General features: G+C 61.1%; 16 protein-coding genes. 5 read left to right on the top strand and 11 right to left on the bottom strand.

What is annotated here, in order from left to right:
- The first annotated feature begins 28 nt into the window (after positions 1 to 28).
- Both hydA and IP76_RS21875 read left to right on the top strand, forming a co-directional pair.
- Positions 29 to 1,441, top strand: coding sequence for a dihydropyrimidinase (gene hydA, locus IP76_RS21880; protein ID WP_054160361.1), 1,413 nt, complete (start codon positions 29 to 31; stop codon positions 1,439 to 1,441).
- Positions 1,442 to 1,565: 124 nt separating this feature from the next.
- The gene (locus tag IP76_RS21875; RefSeq protein WP_054160360.1) at positions 1,566 to 1,817 is read left to right on the top strand and encodes a WGR domain-containing protein; all 252 of its coding nucleotides are present in this window, start codon (positions 1,566 to 1,568) and stop codon (positions 1,815 to 1,817) included.
- Positions 1,818 to 1,868: 51 nt separating this feature from the next.
- Here IP76_RS21875 and IP76_RS21870 read toward each other — a convergent pair whose 3' ends face one another.
- The 7 genes from IP76_RS21870 to IP76_RS21840 all read right to left on the bottom strand — a co-directional run bounded on the left by IP76_RS21870 (position 1,869) and on the right by IP76_RS21840 (position 11,511).
- Complete coding sequence (locus tag IP76_RS21870) at positions 1,869 to 2,780, bottom strand: nucleoside hydrolase (RefSeq protein ID WP_054160359.1); 912 nt, start codon at positions 2,778 to 2,780, stop codon at positions 1,869 to 1,871.
- 6 nt (positions 2,781 to 2,786) lie between these two features.
- The gene (locus IP76_RS21865) at positions 2,787 to 3,893 is read right to left on the bottom strand and encodes an ABC transporter ATP-binding protein (RefSeq protein WP_054160358.1); all 1,107 of its coding nucleotides are present in this window, start codon (positions 3,891 to 3,893) and stop codon (positions 2,787 to 2,789) included.
- 1 nt (position 3,894) lies between these two features.
- The gene (locus IP76_RS21860) at positions 3,895 to 5,631 is read right to left on the bottom strand and encodes an ABC transporter permease subunit (protein WP_054160357.1); all 1,737 of its coding nucleotides are present in this window, start codon (positions 5,629 to 5,631) and stop codon (positions 3,895 to 3,897) included.
- 122 nt (positions 5,632 to 5,753) lie between these two features.
- Positions 5,754 to 6,824, bottom strand: a complete 1,071-nt coding sequence (locus tag IP76_RS21855) for an ABC transporter substrate-binding protein (protein ID WP_054160356.1) — start codon at positions 6,822 to 6,824, stop codon at positions 5,754 to 5,756.
- Between the two features lie 106 nt (positions 6,825 to 6,930).
- Complete coding sequence (gene argE, locus IP76_RS21850) at positions 6,931 to 8,094, bottom strand: acetylornithine deacetylase (protein WP_054160355.1); 1,164 nt, start codon at positions 8,092 to 8,094, stop codon at positions 6,931 to 6,933.
- Entirely contained in the window at positions 8,091 to 10,433 is a 2,343-nt protein-coding gene (locus tag IP76_RS21845) for a glycoside hydrolase family 3 C-terminal domain-containing protein (RefSeq protein ID WP_082352671.1), read from the bottom strand. The genes argE and IP76_RS21845 overlap by 4 nt, the downstream gene beginning before the upstream one ends.
- Positions 10,434 to 10,566: 133 nt before the next feature.
- Positions 10,567 to 11,511 (bottom strand): LysR family transcriptional regulator, encoded by a 945-nt coding sequence (locus IP76_RS21840; RefSeq protein WP_054160354.1) that lies wholly within the window; start codon positions 11,509 to 11,511, stop codon positions 10,567 to 10,569.
- A 248-nt stretch (positions 11,512 to 11,759) separates the two neighbouring features.
- Between IP76_RS21840 and IP76_RS21835 the strand changes: the two genes are divergently transcribed.
- From IP76_RS21835 to IP76_RS21825, 3 genes are all read left to right on the top strand, one after another.
- A complete protein-coding gene (locus tag IP76_RS21835) occupies positions 11,760 to 13,010 on the top strand; it encodes an NAD(P)/FAD-dependent oxidoreductase (protein WP_054160353.1) in 1,251 nt (416 codons plus the stop codon).
- Positions 13,011 to 13,063: 53 nt separating this feature from the next.
- Positions 13,064 to 13,477 carry a RidA family protein gene (locus IP76_RS21830; RefSeq protein ID WP_054160352.1) on the top strand — a complete coding sequence of 138 codons (414 nt, stop codon included), beginning with the start codon at positions 13,064 to 13,066 and terminating at the stop codon, positions 13,475 to 13,477.
- Positions 13,478 to 13,582: 105 nt separating this feature from the next.
- Positions 13,583 to 14,260, top strand: coding sequence for a DUF1028 domain-containing protein (locus IP76_RS21825; RefSeq protein WP_054160351.1), 678 nt, complete (start codon positions 13,583 to 13,585; stop codon positions 14,258 to 14,260).
- Positions 14,261 to 14,296: 36 nt separating this feature from the next.
- Here the strand turns inward: IP76_RS21825 and IP76_RS21820 are convergent, their stop codons facing one another.
- The 4 genes from IP76_RS21820 to IP76_RS21805 form a co-directional block, all read right to left on the bottom strand.
- Positions 14,297 to 15,106: a DeoR/GlpR family DNA-binding transcription regulator gene (locus tag IP76_RS21820; RefSeq protein WP_082352670.1), complete on the bottom strand. Its 810-nt coding sequence runs from the start codon at positions 15,104 to 15,106 to the stop codon at positions 14,297 to 14,299.
- Between the two features lie 93 nt (positions 15,107 to 15,199).
- Positions 15,200 to 16,249 carry an ABC transporter permease gene (locus tag IP76_RS21815; RefSeq protein WP_054160386.1) on the bottom strand — a complete coding sequence of 350 codons (1,050 nt, stop codon included), beginning with the start codon at positions 16,247 to 16,249 and terminating at the stop codon, positions 15,200 to 15,202.
- A 14-nt stretch (positions 16,250 to 16,263) separates the two neighbouring features.
- The gene (locus IP76_RS21810; protein WP_054160350.1) at positions 16,264 to 17,793 is read right to left on the bottom strand and encodes a sugar ABC transporter ATP-binding protein; all 1,530 of its coding nucleotides are present in this window, start codon (positions 17,791 to 17,793) and stop codon (positions 16,264 to 16,266) included.
- Complete coding sequence (locus tag IP76_RS21805; RefSeq protein WP_054160349.1) at positions 17,790 to 18,410, bottom strand: DUF2291 family protein; 621 nt, start codon at positions 18,408 to 18,410, stop codon at positions 17,790 to 17,792. The genes IP76_RS21810 and IP76_RS21805 overlap by 4 nt, the downstream gene beginning before the upstream one ends.
- Between the last annotated feature and the right edge of the window lie 17 nt (positions 18,411 to 18,427).

The raw sequence follows: 18,427 nt of genomic DNA, 5'->3' as shown, positions 1-18,427 counted from the left end.
CGACGACCTGTAAAGCAAGGAGACTGGCATGCGCTTCGATACGGTAATCCGACATGGGACGGTGGTGACGGCAAGCGACACCTTCGTCAGCGACGTCGGCATCAAGGATGGCCGGATCGCAGCACTCGCCGCAGAACTCACGGATGCGGACGAGGTGATCGATGCGACCGGCCTTTTCGTGCTGCCAGGGGGTATCGACAGCCATGTGCATCTCGACCAACCCTCCGGCGACGGCATCGTCATGGCCGATGACTTCGACAGCGGCACGCGCTCAGCCGCGATCGGCGGCAACAGCACGGTTCTCGCCTTTTGCATGCAGGAGAAAGGTCAGTCGCTGCGCGAAGCCTTGAAGGTCTATCACGCCAAGGCGGAGGGGAAGTGTCATGTCGACGTGTCTTTCCACCTCGTCATCACCGATCCAACGGCAGAAGTTCTCGGCCAGGAACTGCCGGCCCTCGTTGAGGATGGCTACACATCGCTCAAGGTCTTCATGACCTATGAAGGCCTGCGCCTGCGCGACGACGAGATCCTCGCGACGCTCGACACGGCACGCCGCACCGGTGCGCTGGTCATGGTCCACTGCGAAAACGAGGATGCGATCCGCTACCTGATCGGACGGCACGAGGAAGAGGGCAAACTCGCGCCGAAATACCATGCCACGACGCGACCGGTGGCGGCGGAACGCGAGGCGACCCATCGCGCGCTTTCACTCGCCGAAATCGTCGATGTGCCCATCGTCATCGTCCACGTCTCCAACCGCGAGGCGATGGAGGAAATCCGAAGAGCCCGTCAGCGCGGCCAGAAGATCGCGGGCGAGACCTGCCCGCAATATCTGATGCTGACCGCCGACGACCTCGATCTCGACGGCATGGACGGGGCAAAATTCGTCTGCTCCCCACCGCCCCGCGACAAGCCGAGCCAGGATGCCTGCTGGGAGGGGCTCGAACAGGGCGTCTTCGACCTCTTCTCCTCCGACCACTGCCCGTTCCGCTTCGACGATCCGGAAGGCAAGCTCAACGAGAAGGGAAAGCGGAATTTTCGCTGGATCCCGAACGGCATTCCAGGTGTGGCAACCCGCCTGCCTATCCTCTTTTCCGAAGGCGTGATGAAAGGCCGGATCGACATCAACCGCTTTGTCGCGCTGACTTCGACCAATCACGCCAAGCTTTACGGCCTGTATCCGCAGAAGGGCACGATCGCGATCGGGGCAGATGCCGATATCGCGCTCTGGGACCCGAAGAAGCAGGTAACGCTCACCAACGACATGCTGCAGCATGGGGCTGACTATACGCCCTATGAGGGGCTGGATATCAAAGGCTGGCCCGTCCATCTCATGGTGCGTGGAAAGACCGTCGTCCACGGGCAGGAACTGGTCGGTGGCGACCCAGTCGGCCTCTACCAGGCACGCGGCCGCTCGGGGCTTGTCTCCCCTCCGAAATAAAACGGGGGGCCTTGCTCACCGGCGACACCCGCGCCCTACAATCATCAGCCGCGTGAATCGGTCGCCCCGCTTCGATTCAAAACTCTCGTTGGACGAAAGGACCCGAATATTCGAGTCTCGTCCCATGAATGCAGACCCCGACCACCAGATTTATATCGAACGCATCGACCCGGCCAAGAACATGGCCCGCTTCTATGCCATGGAGATTTCAACGTCGCTGTTTGGCGGCATCTGCCTCACGCGGATCTGGGGGCGGATTGGCCGGCGCGGACAGACGAAGATGCATCTCTTCGAGCAGGAAGCCGAGGCCGTGGACCTCTTCCGCGATCTCATCCGGCGCAAACATGCCCGCGGCTATCGGCCCCCAACACGTTGACGGGTTTGGCAAAATGAAAAGCCGCAGTCGAGCGCATTGCCTGCTAGACGGCTATCTCAGCGCATCGAGACACAGCCGCCGGAAAGCCTCTGCATCCACCCCAGTCACGATGGTGCAATTGGGCTCGCGGCCAGCGAGATGGCGTTCGCTGACAGCCGCGACCACCTGGCCGGCGGCCGGGCCGCTGTCCGTGCAGATGGAGACGTGACCCTGCACGGTCGAAAACATGTCCGGCGCCAGCATCCAGGCGATGGCAGCGGGATCGTGCAGGCAGGGATCCTTGGATCCGTAGTGGATCAGGAGATGGGCAAACTCCCGTGCCACCGGCGTGCCAATGGCTTCTGCCTCCCGGATCATCTCCTCCGTCACGACCGCCTGGCGGGTGACGTCGAGGCCGAGCATGGTGATCGGAATGCCGCTGTCGAAGACGATGGCCGCGGCATGCGGATCGACGGCGAAATTGAACTCCGCCAGCGGTGTCGTATTGCCAGGGCAGAAGGCCGCCCCGCCCATCAGTGTGATCGCCTCGATGAAATCCGGCAATTCCGGATCGAGCAGCAGGGCAAGCGCGAGATTGGTCAGTGGTCCGGTGGCGCAGACATGCAGCCTGCCTTCCATCCGTGCGATGCGCGAAATCGCCTGTGCCGCATGGCCATCGGCAAGGGGCATTGTCGGCGGCGGCAGCGTGCTGCCGGCCAGCCCATCCGACCCATGCATGATCGAAATACGACCGCGTGAAGCCATGATCGGCCGGGCAGCGCCGGCATGGACAACGATATCCTGACGACCGGCAAGTTCGAGGATGCGCCGCGCATTGTCGACGACCGGCTGCAGGCCGACATTGCCTGCCACACAGGTGAGCGCGATCATGTCCAGCGCGTCAGGCCGCCCCAAGGCAACCAGCATGGCCAGCGCATCATCTGCACCCGGATCGCAATCATAGATGAAACGCAGGGCAGTCATCAGGTGTCAGGCCTTGTCCATCAGGAAACGGGCGGCATCCGGTGTCCAGCCGAACCGGACCATGGAGCCGACCGCGACGTCGAAATCACGCGCAGGCGCGCGGGCAATGATCTCCTGCTCGCCGGCGTCAATAATGACACGCAGTTCCGCACCACCATAGACCGTTTCGCGTACCCGCCCCTCGCAGAAGCCTTCACCAAGTGTGATTGCCTCGGGACGCACGACAAGCGCGCCACGGCTGCCGTCTGGCAGCGTGTCACCGGCAACCGGCAGCGCGCCGATAGCGGTTTCGAGCCTGCCTGCCTTGACCGTGCCGCGCAGTATCGAGGAAACCCCGATGAAGTCGGCTACGAACAGGTCCTGCGGTTCGTCATACATTTCGCGCGGCGTGCCGAGCTGGGCTATTCTGCCCTCATTCATCAGGCAGATGCGATCCGAGAGCGCCAGCGCTTCCTGCTGGTCATGGGTGACGAAGATGATCGTCGCACCGGTTTCGCGGTGGATGCGCTTGATTTCGATCTGCATCACCTCGCGAAGCTTCGCATCAAGTGCGCCAAGCGGCTCATCCATCAGGATGATCGCCGGATCGTAGACGAGGCAACGGGCGAGCGCCACGCGCTGTTGCTGGCCACCGGAGAGCTGTGACGGTGAACGTGACGCGGCGTGGGCAAGCCCCACCGTCTCCAGAGCCTTGGCAACTTTCGTGGCGATCTCGGCCTTGGGGAGGTCGCGCATCTTCAACGCGAATCCGACATTCTCTGCGACCGTCATATGCGGAAAGAGAGCGTAATTCTGAAAGACGACGCCGATGTCGCGCTTGTTGACCGGGGCATGGGTCTGGTCCTTGCCATCGATGATGACGGTGCCAGTGGTCGGCTCCTGCAGACCGCAGATCAACTGCAAAAGCGTGGTCTTGCCTGAGCCCGATGGGCCGAGAAGGGTGAGAAGCTCGCCCTTGCGCACTTCGAGATCAACGTGATCGAGCGCAATGGTGTGGCCATAGAGCTTGGCAAGCCCTTTGACCTGAAGCTTGATGTCCGGCGTGTTGGCAGAAGCGGCTGACATGTCGAAACGGGTTCCTTTGGTCGTGATGGGATCGGCGGCGTCACGCATATCAGCGCGGCCTCGCCTTTTCAGCGATGACGAAGAGTACGGTCACCACCGCCACGATGAAGACCGAGGCCGCAGCCAGGGTCGGGGAAATGCTGAGGATGATATCGTCCCACATCTGCTTGGGCAGGGTCTGCTTGACGCCGGCACCAACGAAAAGCGCGATTGTCAGCTCCTCGAAGGAATGCAGCAGGCCGAAGAGGAAGGCCGCGACCGCACCGCCCTTGACCATGGGAAGGAGAACGAGGCGGATCTGCTGCCAGCGGCTGGCGCCAAGCGTTTCGGCGGCCTGCAGCAGACGCCAGTCGAAGCTCCTGAAGGTCGTCAGCAGGATGACAAAGACGATCGGCATGGCGGAGAGCGTATGGCCGAGAATGATGCCGGTATCAGTGGCGATCAGGCCAATCTTGGCCATGACGTAGAACAGCGATACACCGATGACGATGTTCGGGACGACCATTGGCAGCATGAAGGACAGGAAGATGAGACCGCCTGCCTTGCGCTGCGTGCGCGCCAGGCCATAGGCCGCCATGCCCGAGATGATGGTGGCCGCAATGCCGGTGATGATCGCGATGACCGCCGAGCGCGTGGTGGCCCCCATCCATTGGCTTGAGCTCAAATAGGCTTCAAACCAACGCAGCGAGAAGCTCTTCGGCGGGAATTCGAGGAAGCTCGAACCGGAAAAGGCCATGGGAGGAAAAGCCAGCACCGGCACAATCAGGATCGCGATGACGATCCAGACGAAGGCCGTGAAGACACCGCGACCGAGGCGGGCGGGAAAGAGGTTCGCGACGAAATCGCTGACCGCCGCACCCACTTCGATGACAACGCCGCCTATCGCGCCAATGATGCCCCCGCGCTTTGCCATAGTGCCACCGCCAGAGACAGCGGACATGCCGAAGAAACGGTCATAGACCGCAATGGTGATCAGCGTGACCGCAAGAAGCAGAGCCGCCAGCGCGCCTGCAAGGCGCATGTTGAACAGCTTCTGCACCTGAGTGATCATCATCTGGCCGATCACCGTCTCATTGGGCGAACCGAGCAGGGCCGGCGTAATGAAGAAGCCGAGGCCCATGACGAAGATCAAGAGACCGGCGGCCGCGACGCCCGGCATGGACAGCGGTACGAAGATACGCCAGAAGGACTGAGCCCGGCTCGCGCCCATTGTCATGGCAGCCGGAAGCAGGCGACCGTCGATGGCCAGCATGGTCGGTAGCATGGTGAGGATGGCGACCGGCAGCATCGCATGCGCCATGCCGAAGACCACCGCACCACGGCCATAGAGGAGATCGAGTTCCGTGTCGAAGCCGATGCCTGTCAGCATCTGGGCGACAATCCCCTTGCGGGCGAGAAGCACGATCCAGGCGAAATTCTTGAGGAGTGGACTCACCCAGAAAGGCAGAAGTACCAGCCACATGGCCATACGCCGGCGACGTTCTTCCATGCCGGCCAGCCAGACGGCAATCGGGTATCCGACGAACAGGCAGACGATCGTCACCTGCGCTGCAATCGCAAACGTGTTGACCAGCACCTTCACGTAGACGCCAGCAGAGAACATCTGCTCGTAGACGGAGAGGTCGAAGGCACCGCTCTTCGGATCGATGAAGGATTGCCAGATCAGCGCGCCCGCCGGCAGGATCAACAGCAGCGCCATATAGACAAGGCCGGGGGTGGAGAGCCAGAGACTATCCAGCTTCAGGCGCTGCCGAAGGGACGTCTGTGTGGCGGGATAATCAGCCATAGTGGTTCCGTGTGTTGAAATGGCCCGTCCTGCGTATCGCCGGACCGGGCCACCCAGTGTCAGATGGTCAGCCCCATCCCAAGACGGGGCCTCTTTAAGCGAACGAACGGGTCAGACCGGGCTCAGCTGAGGATCCACTGCTCGAAGCGCTGGGTCAGGGCATCCTGGTTTTCGGCCCAATACGCGGCATTGAGCACCGTCAGACCCTTGATATTGTCCGGCGCGGTCGGCAGCAGGGCGGCCTTCTCAGCGCTGAGATGTTCATAGGCCTTCATGTTGGTCGGGCCGCAAGCCAGGATATCCGTATAGGCCGCCTGACGCTTGGCATCCAGGCACCATTCGATGAACTTGCGGGAAAGGTCCGCCTTTTCGGTGTTGCCGGCAATGGTCCAGCCGTCAATGTTGAACAAGCCACCATTCCAGACGATACCGGCCGGCGCCCCGGCATTGATCGCGGCCTGGGCGCGGGTCGACCAAGTCGACATCATGTCCAGTTCACCGTCCTTGAGCAGCTGGGTCGCATGGGCACCGGAGGTCCACCAGATGTTGATGCTGGACTTGATCTTGTCGAGGCTCTTGAAGGCGCGGTCAACATCAAGCGGATAGAGCTTGTCGAGCGGCACGCCATCGGCGAGCAGCGCCATCTCCAGCGTGGTAACCGGGCTACGCCACAGGCCGCGACGTCCCTGGAAGGCTTCCGTGTTCCAGAAGTCGGCCCAGCTTGTCGGCACGGTCTTCAGCGTGTCCTTGCGATATCCCATGGCGAGCGCGAAGATCGCGACGCCGACGAAATCCTTTTCAAAGGTATGCGGCGTGAAATCGGCCTGGTTCGGAACCTCGATATTGACCGGCAGCATGTAGTTGTCACCGAGCTGGCGGATGCGCAGCACGTGTTCCGGCGTCATCAGGGCGACGTCAAAAAGCTTGGTGTCGGTATCGATCGCCATCTTGTACTGCGGGATCGGATCCGGCTCATTCGTGTTGGTCTGGATCGTCACGCCGGTCTCGGCGGCGAAGGTGTCGTAGAAGGCGACCTTGAAGCCCTCGTAAAATGCGCCACCCATGTCGCGCACGACGAGGGTCTCGCCAGCGAACACGCGGTTACCCTTGAGGATTACCGGAGCTGCGAGTGCGACGGCTGCCAGGCCTGTGCTTGCCTTCATGAAGCCACGGCGCGAAATACTGTTGTTCATTTGGACCCTCTGGGTTTGTTGATATTTATCAGTCTACATTTCGCATCGATGCAGCTTAGGTAAATTACATTTTTCCGTGCATCTGCTTTGGGACATGCGAAGCAGGTCAGGATAGGCCACGGCAAAAGCGATCCACGAGACCGAGAAGCAGGCTGTCGCAAGCGCGAAGCTGGCTTTGCTCGATGAATTCATCCGGCCGATGCCCTTGTTGCATGCTGCCCGGACCGCAAATTACCACCGGCACATCGAGCGCCTGGGCGAACAACCCGCCCTCCGTGCCGAAGCTCAAGCGGCATTCCGTCGTGCCTTCCGGCAAGCAATCGGCAAAGGCCTGAACGGCAGGATCATCCACCTCGGTGGCGAGGCCCGGATAGCTTCCGCTGTCTTCGACATCGATTGCGGCTTCCGGGAAGCGATCTTGATAGGGGGCAACGGCTGATGCTGCGATCCGACGGATTCGTTCGCCCAGCGCCAAAGGATCGTCTGCCGCCATCATCCGGCATTCCATCAGAAGTTCGGCTCTATCGGGCACAAGATTGACGGCTGTTCCTCCGACAAGCTTGCCGACATGCACAGTGGCATAAGGCACGGAATAACCCGCCTCCCGGGGACCACGTGCTTCGATCTCATCCTGCAGCCTGCGGAGACCCAGAATGAAATCGGTTGCCAAGTGCAGCGCATTCAACGCAAGCGGTGCTTCGGCAGAGTGCCGGGGAACGCCGGTGGCAGTCACCCGAAACGCCATCTTGCCCTTGTGCCCGAGACCGAGCTGCATCGATGTTGGTTCTCCGACGACGATCAGATCTGGTCGGATACCGCGATCGGCAATATCGTCGAGCATCGGCCGGACACCAACGCAGCCGATTTCCTCATCATAGGAGATTGCGATCCAGAGCGGCGCAGTCAGCGAGGGAACATCCAGCCTTTCGGCAAAGGCCATGATGCAGGCGATGAAGCCCTTCATATCGGCCGTTCCGCGACCATAGAGACGGCCATCGCGGCGGGTCATCTCGAAGGGCGGCACCGTCCAATCCTGACCGGCGACGGGAACGACGTCGACATGTCCAGAGAGCATCAACCCGCCGGGGCGGTCCGGACCGAAACGTACCAGCAGGGCAGCCTTCTGCCCGGTCGCATCGGGAAAGCGCTCGCAAACGCCCCCGGCTCCGTTCAATTCCGTCTCGATCTCCGCAATGAGCGGGAGGTTTGTGTCGGCGCTGAGGGTCGGATACGCGATCAGCCGCGCAAGCCAGTCTTCCGTCGCAGTCACAGTTCGGCCTCGGCCGCATCCATTGCCGCGTTGATCTCGGCGATCAGGCCAGCCACGTCCGTTTCGGGGATGGACAAGCGCAGACGCCGTTCCAGCGAGGTGAAGATGCCGTAGAACGAGTTCGAGCAATGGTTCAGCATGCGCATGGCGTCTTCCGCCGTGATGCCGCAACGCTTGACCAGATAAGCGCATATGCGCTCACAGGCGATTGCATTGGGCAGGACGTAAGCCGGCTGGGTATCATAGGCGAGTCGACGGAACGGCAGCACCGATGGCTTGAGCTTTACCTCTGCGGACAGGCGTGGGTCCCGCGACGATGCACCGACGACAACGTGGGCCGCCACGCCTTCGAGTACCCAGCGACCGAGCGCCGGATCCCAGACCGAAAGATCCCTACCCTTCAACAGGATCTCGACACGCTTGCTCTCACCCGGCAGCAGGAAGGGCTTGGCAAAGCTCTTAAGCTCCTGAGGCGACCGCTTCAGGCGCTTTCCGGGTGCCCGGAGATAGAGCTGTGCCACCTCGGCACCGGCGCGATCGCCGGTATTGGTCACGGTGAAGGAAACGGTAAGTTCATCGCGAAGGCCGATCTGTACCGACGATAGCGTCAGGTCGGAATAGGCGAATGTCGTGTAGCTCAGGCCATGGCCGAAGGGAAACAACGGCTCGATCTCACGCAGGTCATAGGACCGGTAGCCGACATGGATGCCTTCGCTGTAGATGTGTCGGCCGTTCTCGCCGGGATAATGCAGGAAACCCGGCACATCCGTGAGGCGCTGCGGGAAGGTTACGGAAAGTTTGCCCGAGGGGTTGACCGCACCGGTCAGGAGATCAGCGACGCCGCCGCCCATGGCCTGGCCGGAATAGAAGGTAATGAGCACGGCACCAACCGTATCGAGCCAAGGCATTTCCACCGCATCCGGGCAGGCTATGATGACAGCGACCTTGCTGGAGACAGCCGCAAGTGCCGCGATCATCGCATCCTGGCCGGGGCCGAGCGCAAGCGTGGTGCGGTCCGAGCCCTCGCCGTCATAGGCGCCCTCGGTCGAGGTGTAGACGAGAACGAGATCTGCCTTTACCGCCAGTTCCAGGGTCTCGGCATCGGCCTCCGGACGGAAGATCAGGCTGTGAGCTGTTCCGAGTACCTTTTCCAGCTCGGCGAGCGGCTGGTCGACCATGGTCGGCGTGGTGGTGGCGCAGCCCGAGCCCTGGATCACCGGCGTGCCGGCATCACGGCCGACAACCAGAATGGTTTTCATCTCGGCCCGGATCGGCAGCAGGCCGTCATTCTTCGCCAAAACCATGGAAGCGGCGGCCATGGCACGCGCTTCGGCATGGTGCTCGTCTGCCGTATAGGCCGGCAACGGCCTTGCGGCACCCTTGTTGCAAAGTTCGATCAGCTCCAGCATGCGGCGGCAGGAGAGGTCTGCAACATCAGGAGAAACCGTGCCGGCGTTGAGTGCGGCTAGCAGATCGGCCTTGCGACGCGGGCTTTCCGGCATGTCGAGATCGCCACCCGATATCAGCGAGGTCGGACGGTCCTTGATGCCGTGCCAGTCGGAGACGACGACACCTTCATAACCCCAGTCGCCGCGCAAAACATCGTTCAGAAGCCACGGGTCCTCGGAGGCCTGCACCCCGTTCAGCCGGTTGTAGGAGGACATGATTGTCCAGGGATTGGACTGCTTTATCGCGATCTCAAAACCCTTGAGGTAGATTTCGCGCAGCGCCCGCTCCTCGACGATGCTGTCCATCGTTGTGCGTTCGACCTCGGAATTATTGCAGGCGAAATGCTTGAGTGATGTGCCGACACCCTGGCTCTGGATGCCGTCGATCACGGCGGCCGAGAGCTTGCCGGTAACAACAGGGTCTTCCGAATAGTATTCGTAGGAGCGACCGGCCAACGGTGTGCGACGTATGTTGATACCAGGCCCGAGCAGGAGGTGCACACCCATTGTGCGGCATTCCTCACCGAGCAATTCGCCCAGCCGATACATCAGGCCTTCATCCCAGCTGTTGCCCATGGCTGAACCATTGGGAAAACAGGTCGCCGGCTTCATCTCGCCCCAGGCGACCGCCACATCGCTGGCGCGCTGGTTAACCACCGACAGGAAGGCATCGATGTCCATGCCGCCACGTTCGTCGCCGTCGATCTGCGGGATCGAGTAGCGAACGCCATAGGTGCCATCCGTCATGACGATCGGCTCGATGCCATGGGCGGGAATGGCGGCCGTCTTCCACATTCCGAAACCGGAGAGAAGATCCACCTTCTCCGCGTTGGACATGGACTGGACGATGGCGTCGATCTTCGGATCGGCGGATGCGGTCTTCTCAGGCAAAACTCTTCTCCGGGTATGATGACACGGCCAACCGGCCGGGCAATGGCGCGCAACCTCTCATTCGCGCAGAGAAAAGCAAAATAAGATATTCGAAACTGGTGCTTTGAAAAAAACGAGCCAACGCGTCGTGGATCTAGACGCGGCGCAAATTGAGGATCGGCGCATCCATGCCTGGAACATAACTGTCCGAGATCAGATGCCTGCAATGATCCTCGAAGCTACGCACCAGGCGGGTCGAAACCTGTTGCCCGACCCGGATCAGACCAATGCGCATAGGCCTGTGTTCACCGGCCAGCCGCAGCGAAACCAGACGCCGGCCATCCAGCGCCGCCTTGTTCTTCGGCCGGACATTGGCAAGCGTGTACCCATAACGATTGCCGACCATGGTGCGGATGACCTCCTGGTGTTGGATCTGGCCGACAATGTTCGGCGTAACGCCGGCTGCAGCGAAGAGACCAAGGAAATAATCCCGCGACAGCGGCAAATCGAGCAGGATGAAATCATGCTCCGCGAGTTCATCGAGCGTGACGGCTGAACGGGCGGCGAGAGGATCAGTCTCCGCGACCTGCACATAGGGCGGCAGCTCGGCGAGCGGAATGAATTCGAAATCCTCAGGCACCGAAAGATCATAGGACAGCGCAATATCGAGTTCGGCCCTCTCCAGTTTTGCCAGGAGAACGCTGTGATCTGCTACTGTCGGGCGAACCTGAACGCCCGGGAAAGCTGCACCGAAGCTGTGGCTGACCTCGGGAAGCAGCATGGGGGCAAAGGTCAGGAGGCAACCGAGTGACAGCGTGCCGCGAACCTGCTCCGTCGCCTCTGAAGCCGTCGTATAGAGGTTCTGGACCTGCTCGATCACTGCCTTGGCCTGGACCAGCAACTTCTGGCCGGCCGGCGTGAGCGACAGGCCCTGCGCATGACGTCTCAGGAAAAGCTGGGTGTTAAGCTCAATTTCAAGCTGCGAGATCGCCGTGGAAATCGAAGGTTGCGATACGCGGATTCGCTCGGAGGCAAGCGTGATCGAGCCGGCCTCGGCTGTTGCAATGAAATATTCGATCTGGCGAAGCGTAAAGCGCATGTGAAACCCCGATGCAGACGGCGCGCGCGGCGTTGCAGGCACCCTCTCAGCGCCCGCCTGCCCTTGCAGACTTGATAAATGTCCTTCTCAGAACTGTAAACGCCCGGCGCATGCCGAGGAACGATTTGCTTTCGATGATCCTAATCAGTGCTGCAGGAAATCATAATTTTCCCAAACCAAGAGCTTCGCTAGACCGTCATCATGAAACCGCAGGAAGGCTGACCCGTTCAGCCAGAGAAGGACAAGTCATGTCGGTCGAAACTATCCACACGCTCGTCATCGGCGCGGGCCAGGCCGGTGTCGCGATGAGTGAGCATCTTGGCAGGAACAACGTGCCGCATCTCGTGCTGGAAAAGGGTCGCATCGCCGAAGGATGGCGCTCGAAGCGGTGGGACTCCCTGGTTGCCAATGGTCCTGCCTGGCATGATCGCTTCCCCAACCTGGAGTTTTCCGGCAATCCCGATGCCTTCGTGCCAAAGGACGAGGTGGCCGATTATTTCGAAGCCTATGCGAAGAAACATGATGCGCCGATCCGCTGCGGCGTGGAAGTGACCGGCGTCGAACGACTTTCCGGCCGCTCTGGCTTTCGTGTGGAAACGACGAGCGGGATTATCGAAGCGCTGAACGTGGTCTCCGCAACGGGCCCTTTCCAGCAGCCGAGCATTCCACCGCTGGTGCCCGCAGACGCGAACGTCCGGCAGATGCATTCGAGCGACTATCGCAATCCGGCTCAACTCGCGGACGGGGCCGTCATGGTTGTTGGTGCCGGGTCCTCCGGTGTCCAAATCGCTGAAGAATTGATGCGCTCTGGCCGCAAGGTCTATCTGTCCGTCGGCGCGCATGATCGCCCGCCTCGGGCTTATCGCGGCCGTGATTTCGTCTGGTGGCTCGGCGTGCTGGGCAAATGGGACGCTCAGGCTCAGGCGCCCGGCAGTGAACACGTGACGATTGCGGTGAGTGGCGCACGCGGTGGAGAGACAATCGATTTCCGCCGGCTTGCTGCGCAGGGTATGGTGCTGGTCGGCATGACCCAAGGCTTTACCGATGGCAAGCTGACCTTCGCCCCCGATCTTGCACGCAATCTAGACCGTGGCGACGCCAATTATCTCTCCTTGCTCGACGAAGCGGATGCCTTTGTTGCCGCTAACGGGCTCGACCTGCCGGAAGAGCCGGAAGCCCGAGTGCTCGGCCCTGCCGTCGATTGCGTCACAAACCCGCTCACAGAGGTCGAACTGGCCGAAGCCGGCGTGACCACCATCATCTGGGCGACCGGCTTCCGCTCCGACTATAGCTGGCTGAAGGTCAATGCCTTCGATGAGGCGGGACGCCCGCGACACCAGCGCGGCGTGTCCTCCGAAAAAGGCATCTACTTCCTCGGTCTTCCCTGGCTGTCCGGTCGCGGCTCAAGTTTCATCTGGGGCGTCTGGCACGATGCCAAGCACGTGGCCGATCACATCCTGATTCAGGACGCCTACCTGGCCTACACGCCACAGGACTGACCGGCCCTAAACACAGCTCCCGCAATTGATTGCCTGATCCCATGGAGACGCAAATGGCCCATACCCGCATTCGCAAGTTCAACACCAAGGAAACCTATCCCGAGCAGAACCTCGACAACGATCTCTGCCAGGCCGTTGTCGCACGCGGCACGACGATCTTCCTGCGCGGCCAGTGCCCGCAGGATCTCGACACGGCGAAGAATATCGACAGCCATGATCCCGTCGAGCAAACCCACAAGGTAATGCAGAACATCATGCAGCTCGTCGATGAAGCCGGCGGCAAGCCGGAACACATCACCAAGCTCGTCGTCTACCTGACCGATGTGCGCCACCGCGAGGCGGTCTACCGGACCATGGGCGCTTATATCAAGGGCGTCTTCCCGGTCTGCACCGGCCTCGTCGTCGTCGCACTGGCCCGCCCGGAATGGCTGGTCGAGATCGATGCCACCGCCGTCATCCCGGACTGATCCAGACTGCGAAAAGCCGGTGGGCCGGATCTGTGTCCGGCCTGTCGCTTCATCTTCAACGCGACGATTCACACGCCAGATCATCCGCCACCAGGGAGTTTCCGCATGACATTTTCCATTGTGGCGCGTTGCGCCAGGACCAATCAGTTCGGCGTGGCGATCTCCTCATCCTCTCCCGCCGTTGCCGCACGTTGCGCCTGGGCCCGCGCCGGGGTCGGTGCGGTGGCAACGCAGAATATCACCAATCCGGCACTTGGACCCTTCGCACTGGACAGGCTCACCACCGGCGCCAGCGCCGAAGAGGCTGTCCATGCAGCGCGCGACCACGATGACTTTCCGGACTACCGCCAGCTGCTGGCCATCGACGCAAACGGGGTGACGGCCATTCATTCCGGCGCGAATGCGCTCGGAATATGGACCTCGGCCTTCGGACGGGACTGCGCCGCAGGCGGAAACCTTTTGGCAAATGACGGCGTGCCGTCCGCCATGATCGCGGCTTTCGAAAACTCGCCCGGTCCGCTTGGCGACAGATTGATGGCGGCCATGACAGCAGCAGTCGAGGCAGGTGGTGAAGCCGGCCCAATCCACTCCGCCGGCCTTTTAATCGTCGACACTCAAAGCTGGCCTTATGCGGAACTGCGTGTCGACTGGCTCGACGACGGATGCCCCGTGGCCGCAGTTGCTCATGCCTGGGAGATCTACAAACCACAGGCAGGCGCCTACGTGACCCGCGCACTCAATCCCTCGGCGGCCCCATCTTACGGGGTACCGGGCGACGAATAGAGCAAGTCTTGGTCATCTGAAACCAGGATCGAGGCTTCAGACCGCGATCAGTACTTCCACGCCACGGCGCTCGAATTCACGGGCAACGCGGTCCGGAATGCCGTCATCGGTGATCAGTGACTGGATGACATCGAGAGATCCGAGACGGGTGAAGGATGACCGGCCGATCTTGGAGGAATCTGCCACGAGATAGACATGGGCGGCGGCCTTGATCATGGCTTCCTTCAATTGCAGATCGGCGAAGCTCGGATAGGTGAGACCGGCCTCGAGATCGACGCCGGCCGTCGCGAGGAACAGCTTTCCGGCAAAGATATTGCTGAAATATTCGACAGATTTATCACCCGACAGAGAGAGTGTCGGCGATTTAAACTGGCCACCCGGCATGTGGACGGCGAAACTCGGCACGGCGCCGAGGATGATCGCAATGTTCAGCGCATTGGTGATCAGGGTCAGGTTGCGGCGGTTGGTCAGCCGCATCGCGATCTCGGTCGTGGTGGTGCCGGCGTCGAGGATCAGGGTTTCGCCATCCTTGACAAGACCAGCTGCAAGCGCGCCGATCTTGCGCTTCTTGTCCATGTTCTCCTGATGATGGAGCGTCATGGTGCCGGTCTGCGGTGCCACCGAATTCAGGTAGGCACCGCCATGTTCGCGGGTGATGAAGCCCTCGTTTTCCAGCCGCTCGAGATCCTGACGGATCGTCGCTTCCGACACATGGAAAGCCGAAGCCAGTTCCCGGACGCGGGCCGAGCCCTCTTCCTGCAACCATTCCAGAATTCTGCGCCGCCGCGGTTCGGACAAAAGCCCGATCATGGAGTCGGAAGAGTCATTTTCAGTCTTCGCTTCCATATGACGGTCCAAACCTCGAATTTCGCAAGCAAACGATACTGTTCGATTTAAGCTGACCCTTCGCGTTCAACAAGTGCCTGACGGTTGAAATCCTCAAGCCGTCTGCTGCTGCAAAACCACCCGTGCCTGCAGTTTCTGCTGCACCTGATCGACAACAACGGCGGCGATGATGACCAGCCCCTTGATGACGGTCTGCCAGAAGGACGAGACACCCATCATGATCAGGCCGTCTGCCAGGATGCCGATGACGAAGGCACCGACGATGGTGCCCCCGATACGGCCGCGACCGCCGGACATCGAGGTCCCACCAAGAACGGCCGCCGCAATGGCATTCAGCTCGAAGGTCTCACCAGTCGCCGGATGGCTCGCCTGCAGCTGGGAGGCAATGATCAGACCGACAAGCGCGGCACAAAAGCCCGAGAACATGTAGACGAAGAGCTTGATCCGATCGACGTTGACGCCGGAAAGAGCCGCGCCCCGCTCATTGCCGCCGACGGCATAGATATGCCGGCCAAGCGGCGTGCGGGTGGCGAGATAGGCCGCGAGCAAGGCGACGACGACCATGATCCAGACCGAAAGCGGGAAGCCGAAGAGCGATCCGGAGCCAATCAGACGGAAGGTATCGGACCCATAATCCGGATTGCCTGCGAGATTCGGGAAGGTGCGGCCATCAGAGAACAAAAGGGCGGCACCGCGCGCCACATAGAGCGTGCCGAGCGTTGCGATAAAGGGGGCCACGTTCAACTTGGTAATCAACAGCCCGTTCACCAGCCCGATCACCACCCCGACGACCGCAACGATCAGGCAGATCTCCAGCGTGTTGAACTGAAGACTGTAGCCAATCTGCAGATCGACGCCGTAGAGGACCAGATAACCGGCCACCATGGCGCACAGGCCGACGATCGAGCCGACCGAGAGATCGATGCCGCCCGACACGATGACGAAGGTCATGCCGATGGCGAGCAGCGCATTGAGGGCCACATGCTTGGAGATGATCAGCATGTTGGCGCCGCTGAGAAAATTCGGCGCGGCAATCGCGAAGAAGGCGAAGACCAGGATCAGCGCGACGAAGGTACGCATGCGCAGCAGAAGCAGAAGTGCGGAGGCCTGCGAGGTCGAGCCGGTCGGCTTGGCGGTGGACATGGTGGCGGAGCTGCTCATTGGTGTTCGACCTTGTTCGAATTGGGCGTTGCTGCGGAAATCACGTCCGAAGCGGCGGCACCGGCCGGGAAATCACCGGTCAACCTGCCATTCGCCATCACGAGAATACGGTCGGAGAGGGCAAGCACCTCCTCCAGATCCGAGGTTACGAAGAGAATGCCCAGGCCTTCCGAGGCGAGCTTGCGCATCGTCCGGAAGATCTCGGCCTTGGCACCGATATCGATGCCGCGAGACGGCTCGTCCATCAGCAGGATGCGCGGCTTGGTCATCAGCGCCTTGCCGATCACCACCTTCTGCTGGTTGCCGCCGGACAGGCTCGACACCGGGTGTTCGAGGCTGGCGATCTTGATCGCCATACGCTTGACGAATTCGACGGCCTTCGCCGCCTCTGCCTTGAGGCTGAGATGGAATCCCCGGGTGAAGTCACCAAGCGACGACAGGGTCAGGTTCTCGCGGATCGACATGATCTGCACCAGACCGTCACGCTTGCGGTCCTCCGGAATCAGAGCAAGGCCACGGCGAATACGCCCCGATACGCTCTTCTCCCGAACCAGATCGCCTTGAATATAGAGGCGGCCCGAGGATGCGGGATGCTGGGCCATGATGCATTCCAGCAGTTCCGAGCGCCCGGCCCCCATCAGGCCATAGAGGCCGACGATCTCACCTTCCCGCACACTGAGCGACATGTGATCGACGAGATATCCACCCGCAGCGCGCGGCAGGCAGACATCCTCGACCCGGAAGACTTCACCGCCGAGATCATGCTGTTCCGTCTTCGGAAATTCCTTTGAGGCACTGCCGATCATGTTGGCCACGATCCACGGGATATCGACGCCCTGCATGGAGCGCGCACCGGTGATCACGCCATCGCGCAGAACGGTGATGTAGTCACCGATCCGGATCAATTCCTCCAGCCGATGCGAGATATAGACAATGCCGACACCTTCCCGCTTGAGGTCGCCGATCACCCGGAACAAGACCTCGACTTCTGTCGCGGACAGGGCGGAGGTTGGCTCATCGAGGATGAGGATCCGGGCGTTTTCCGCCAGCGCCTTGGCGATCTCGATGATCTGCTGCTGGCCAATCCTCAGATTGCCCAGCGGCGTATCCGGATCGATATCCTGCTCCAGACGCTTCATCAGCGCCCGGGCTGCGGCCGACTGCCCTGCCCGATCGATATGGACCCCACCAATCGTCTTCTCGTGTCCAACGAAAATATTCTCGGCGACTGTGAGGTTTGGAAAGAGATTGAGTTCCTGAAAGACGATGCCGACACCGTGACGCGCAGCATCCGCCCGGTCGGCAAAGGTGACCGGCTTGCCATCAAGGGTGATCGAACCGCCGTTCAGCTGCTCGACACCGGCGATCACCTTCATCAGCGTGGACTTGCCGGCACCGTTCTCGCCGACCAACACATTGACGGCGCCAAGGCGCAGATCGAAATCGACATTCTTCAAGGCTTGCGTGCCAGGATAGACCTTGGAGCCGTTGCGGATCGTCAGACCGATAGGATGTGCCTCGCTCATGGCACGACCTCGATCGACACCGGCGTAATGAGCGGTTTTTCGCTCACCGAGCGGATGACAACGGCACCCAGGAATTGGATCGACTTGCCTTTCAGCGGCACGTCCGCAGACGGCAGCTTCGAGACGGCCCGATCATTCAGGGCGCGGCCGAGGCGGGCATACTCGATCTGGTCGCGGAAAGTGGAAAAATCAAAGAGCGCTGTCGCATCGCGCAATGCTGTTCCCTTGACCACCGGACCGAGCTGCAAGGTAGCGTCGGCTTTGCCGTCACCATCCATGTCAATTTCGGCCACGGCTGCCTTTGAGGCGCGGTTTTCAGCGACCACCATCGCCTGCCCCTTGACGACGAAGTTCCAGCCGCCACCGGCACCGCCGACCTTGAGGCCGAAGCGCGAACCGGCGCCATCGAGCCCCGACGCCAGCGCATCACGCAGCGTTGTGAAGTCAACCGCCTTCCCTGTCAGCGCAGGGACGAGTTTGGCGTCAAAGCTTTCGGCAACCAGTTCCGCGATCGGATCGGCCGACGCTTGATCGGCGCTCTCGGTTTTCACCAGCTTGCAGCCGGACAGGCACAGCAAGGCGAGCATGCTCGAGGCGAGCAAGATGGATTTCATCATCGAAGGACCATTTCTCT

It is taken from the genome of Rhizobium sp. AAP43 (genome assembly GCF_001296045.1).
GTDB lineage: Bacteria > Pseudomonadota > Alphaproteobacteria > Rhizobiales > Rhizobiaceae > Allorhizobium.
This window is presented reverse-complemented; position numbering and strand designations above follow the sequence as displayed.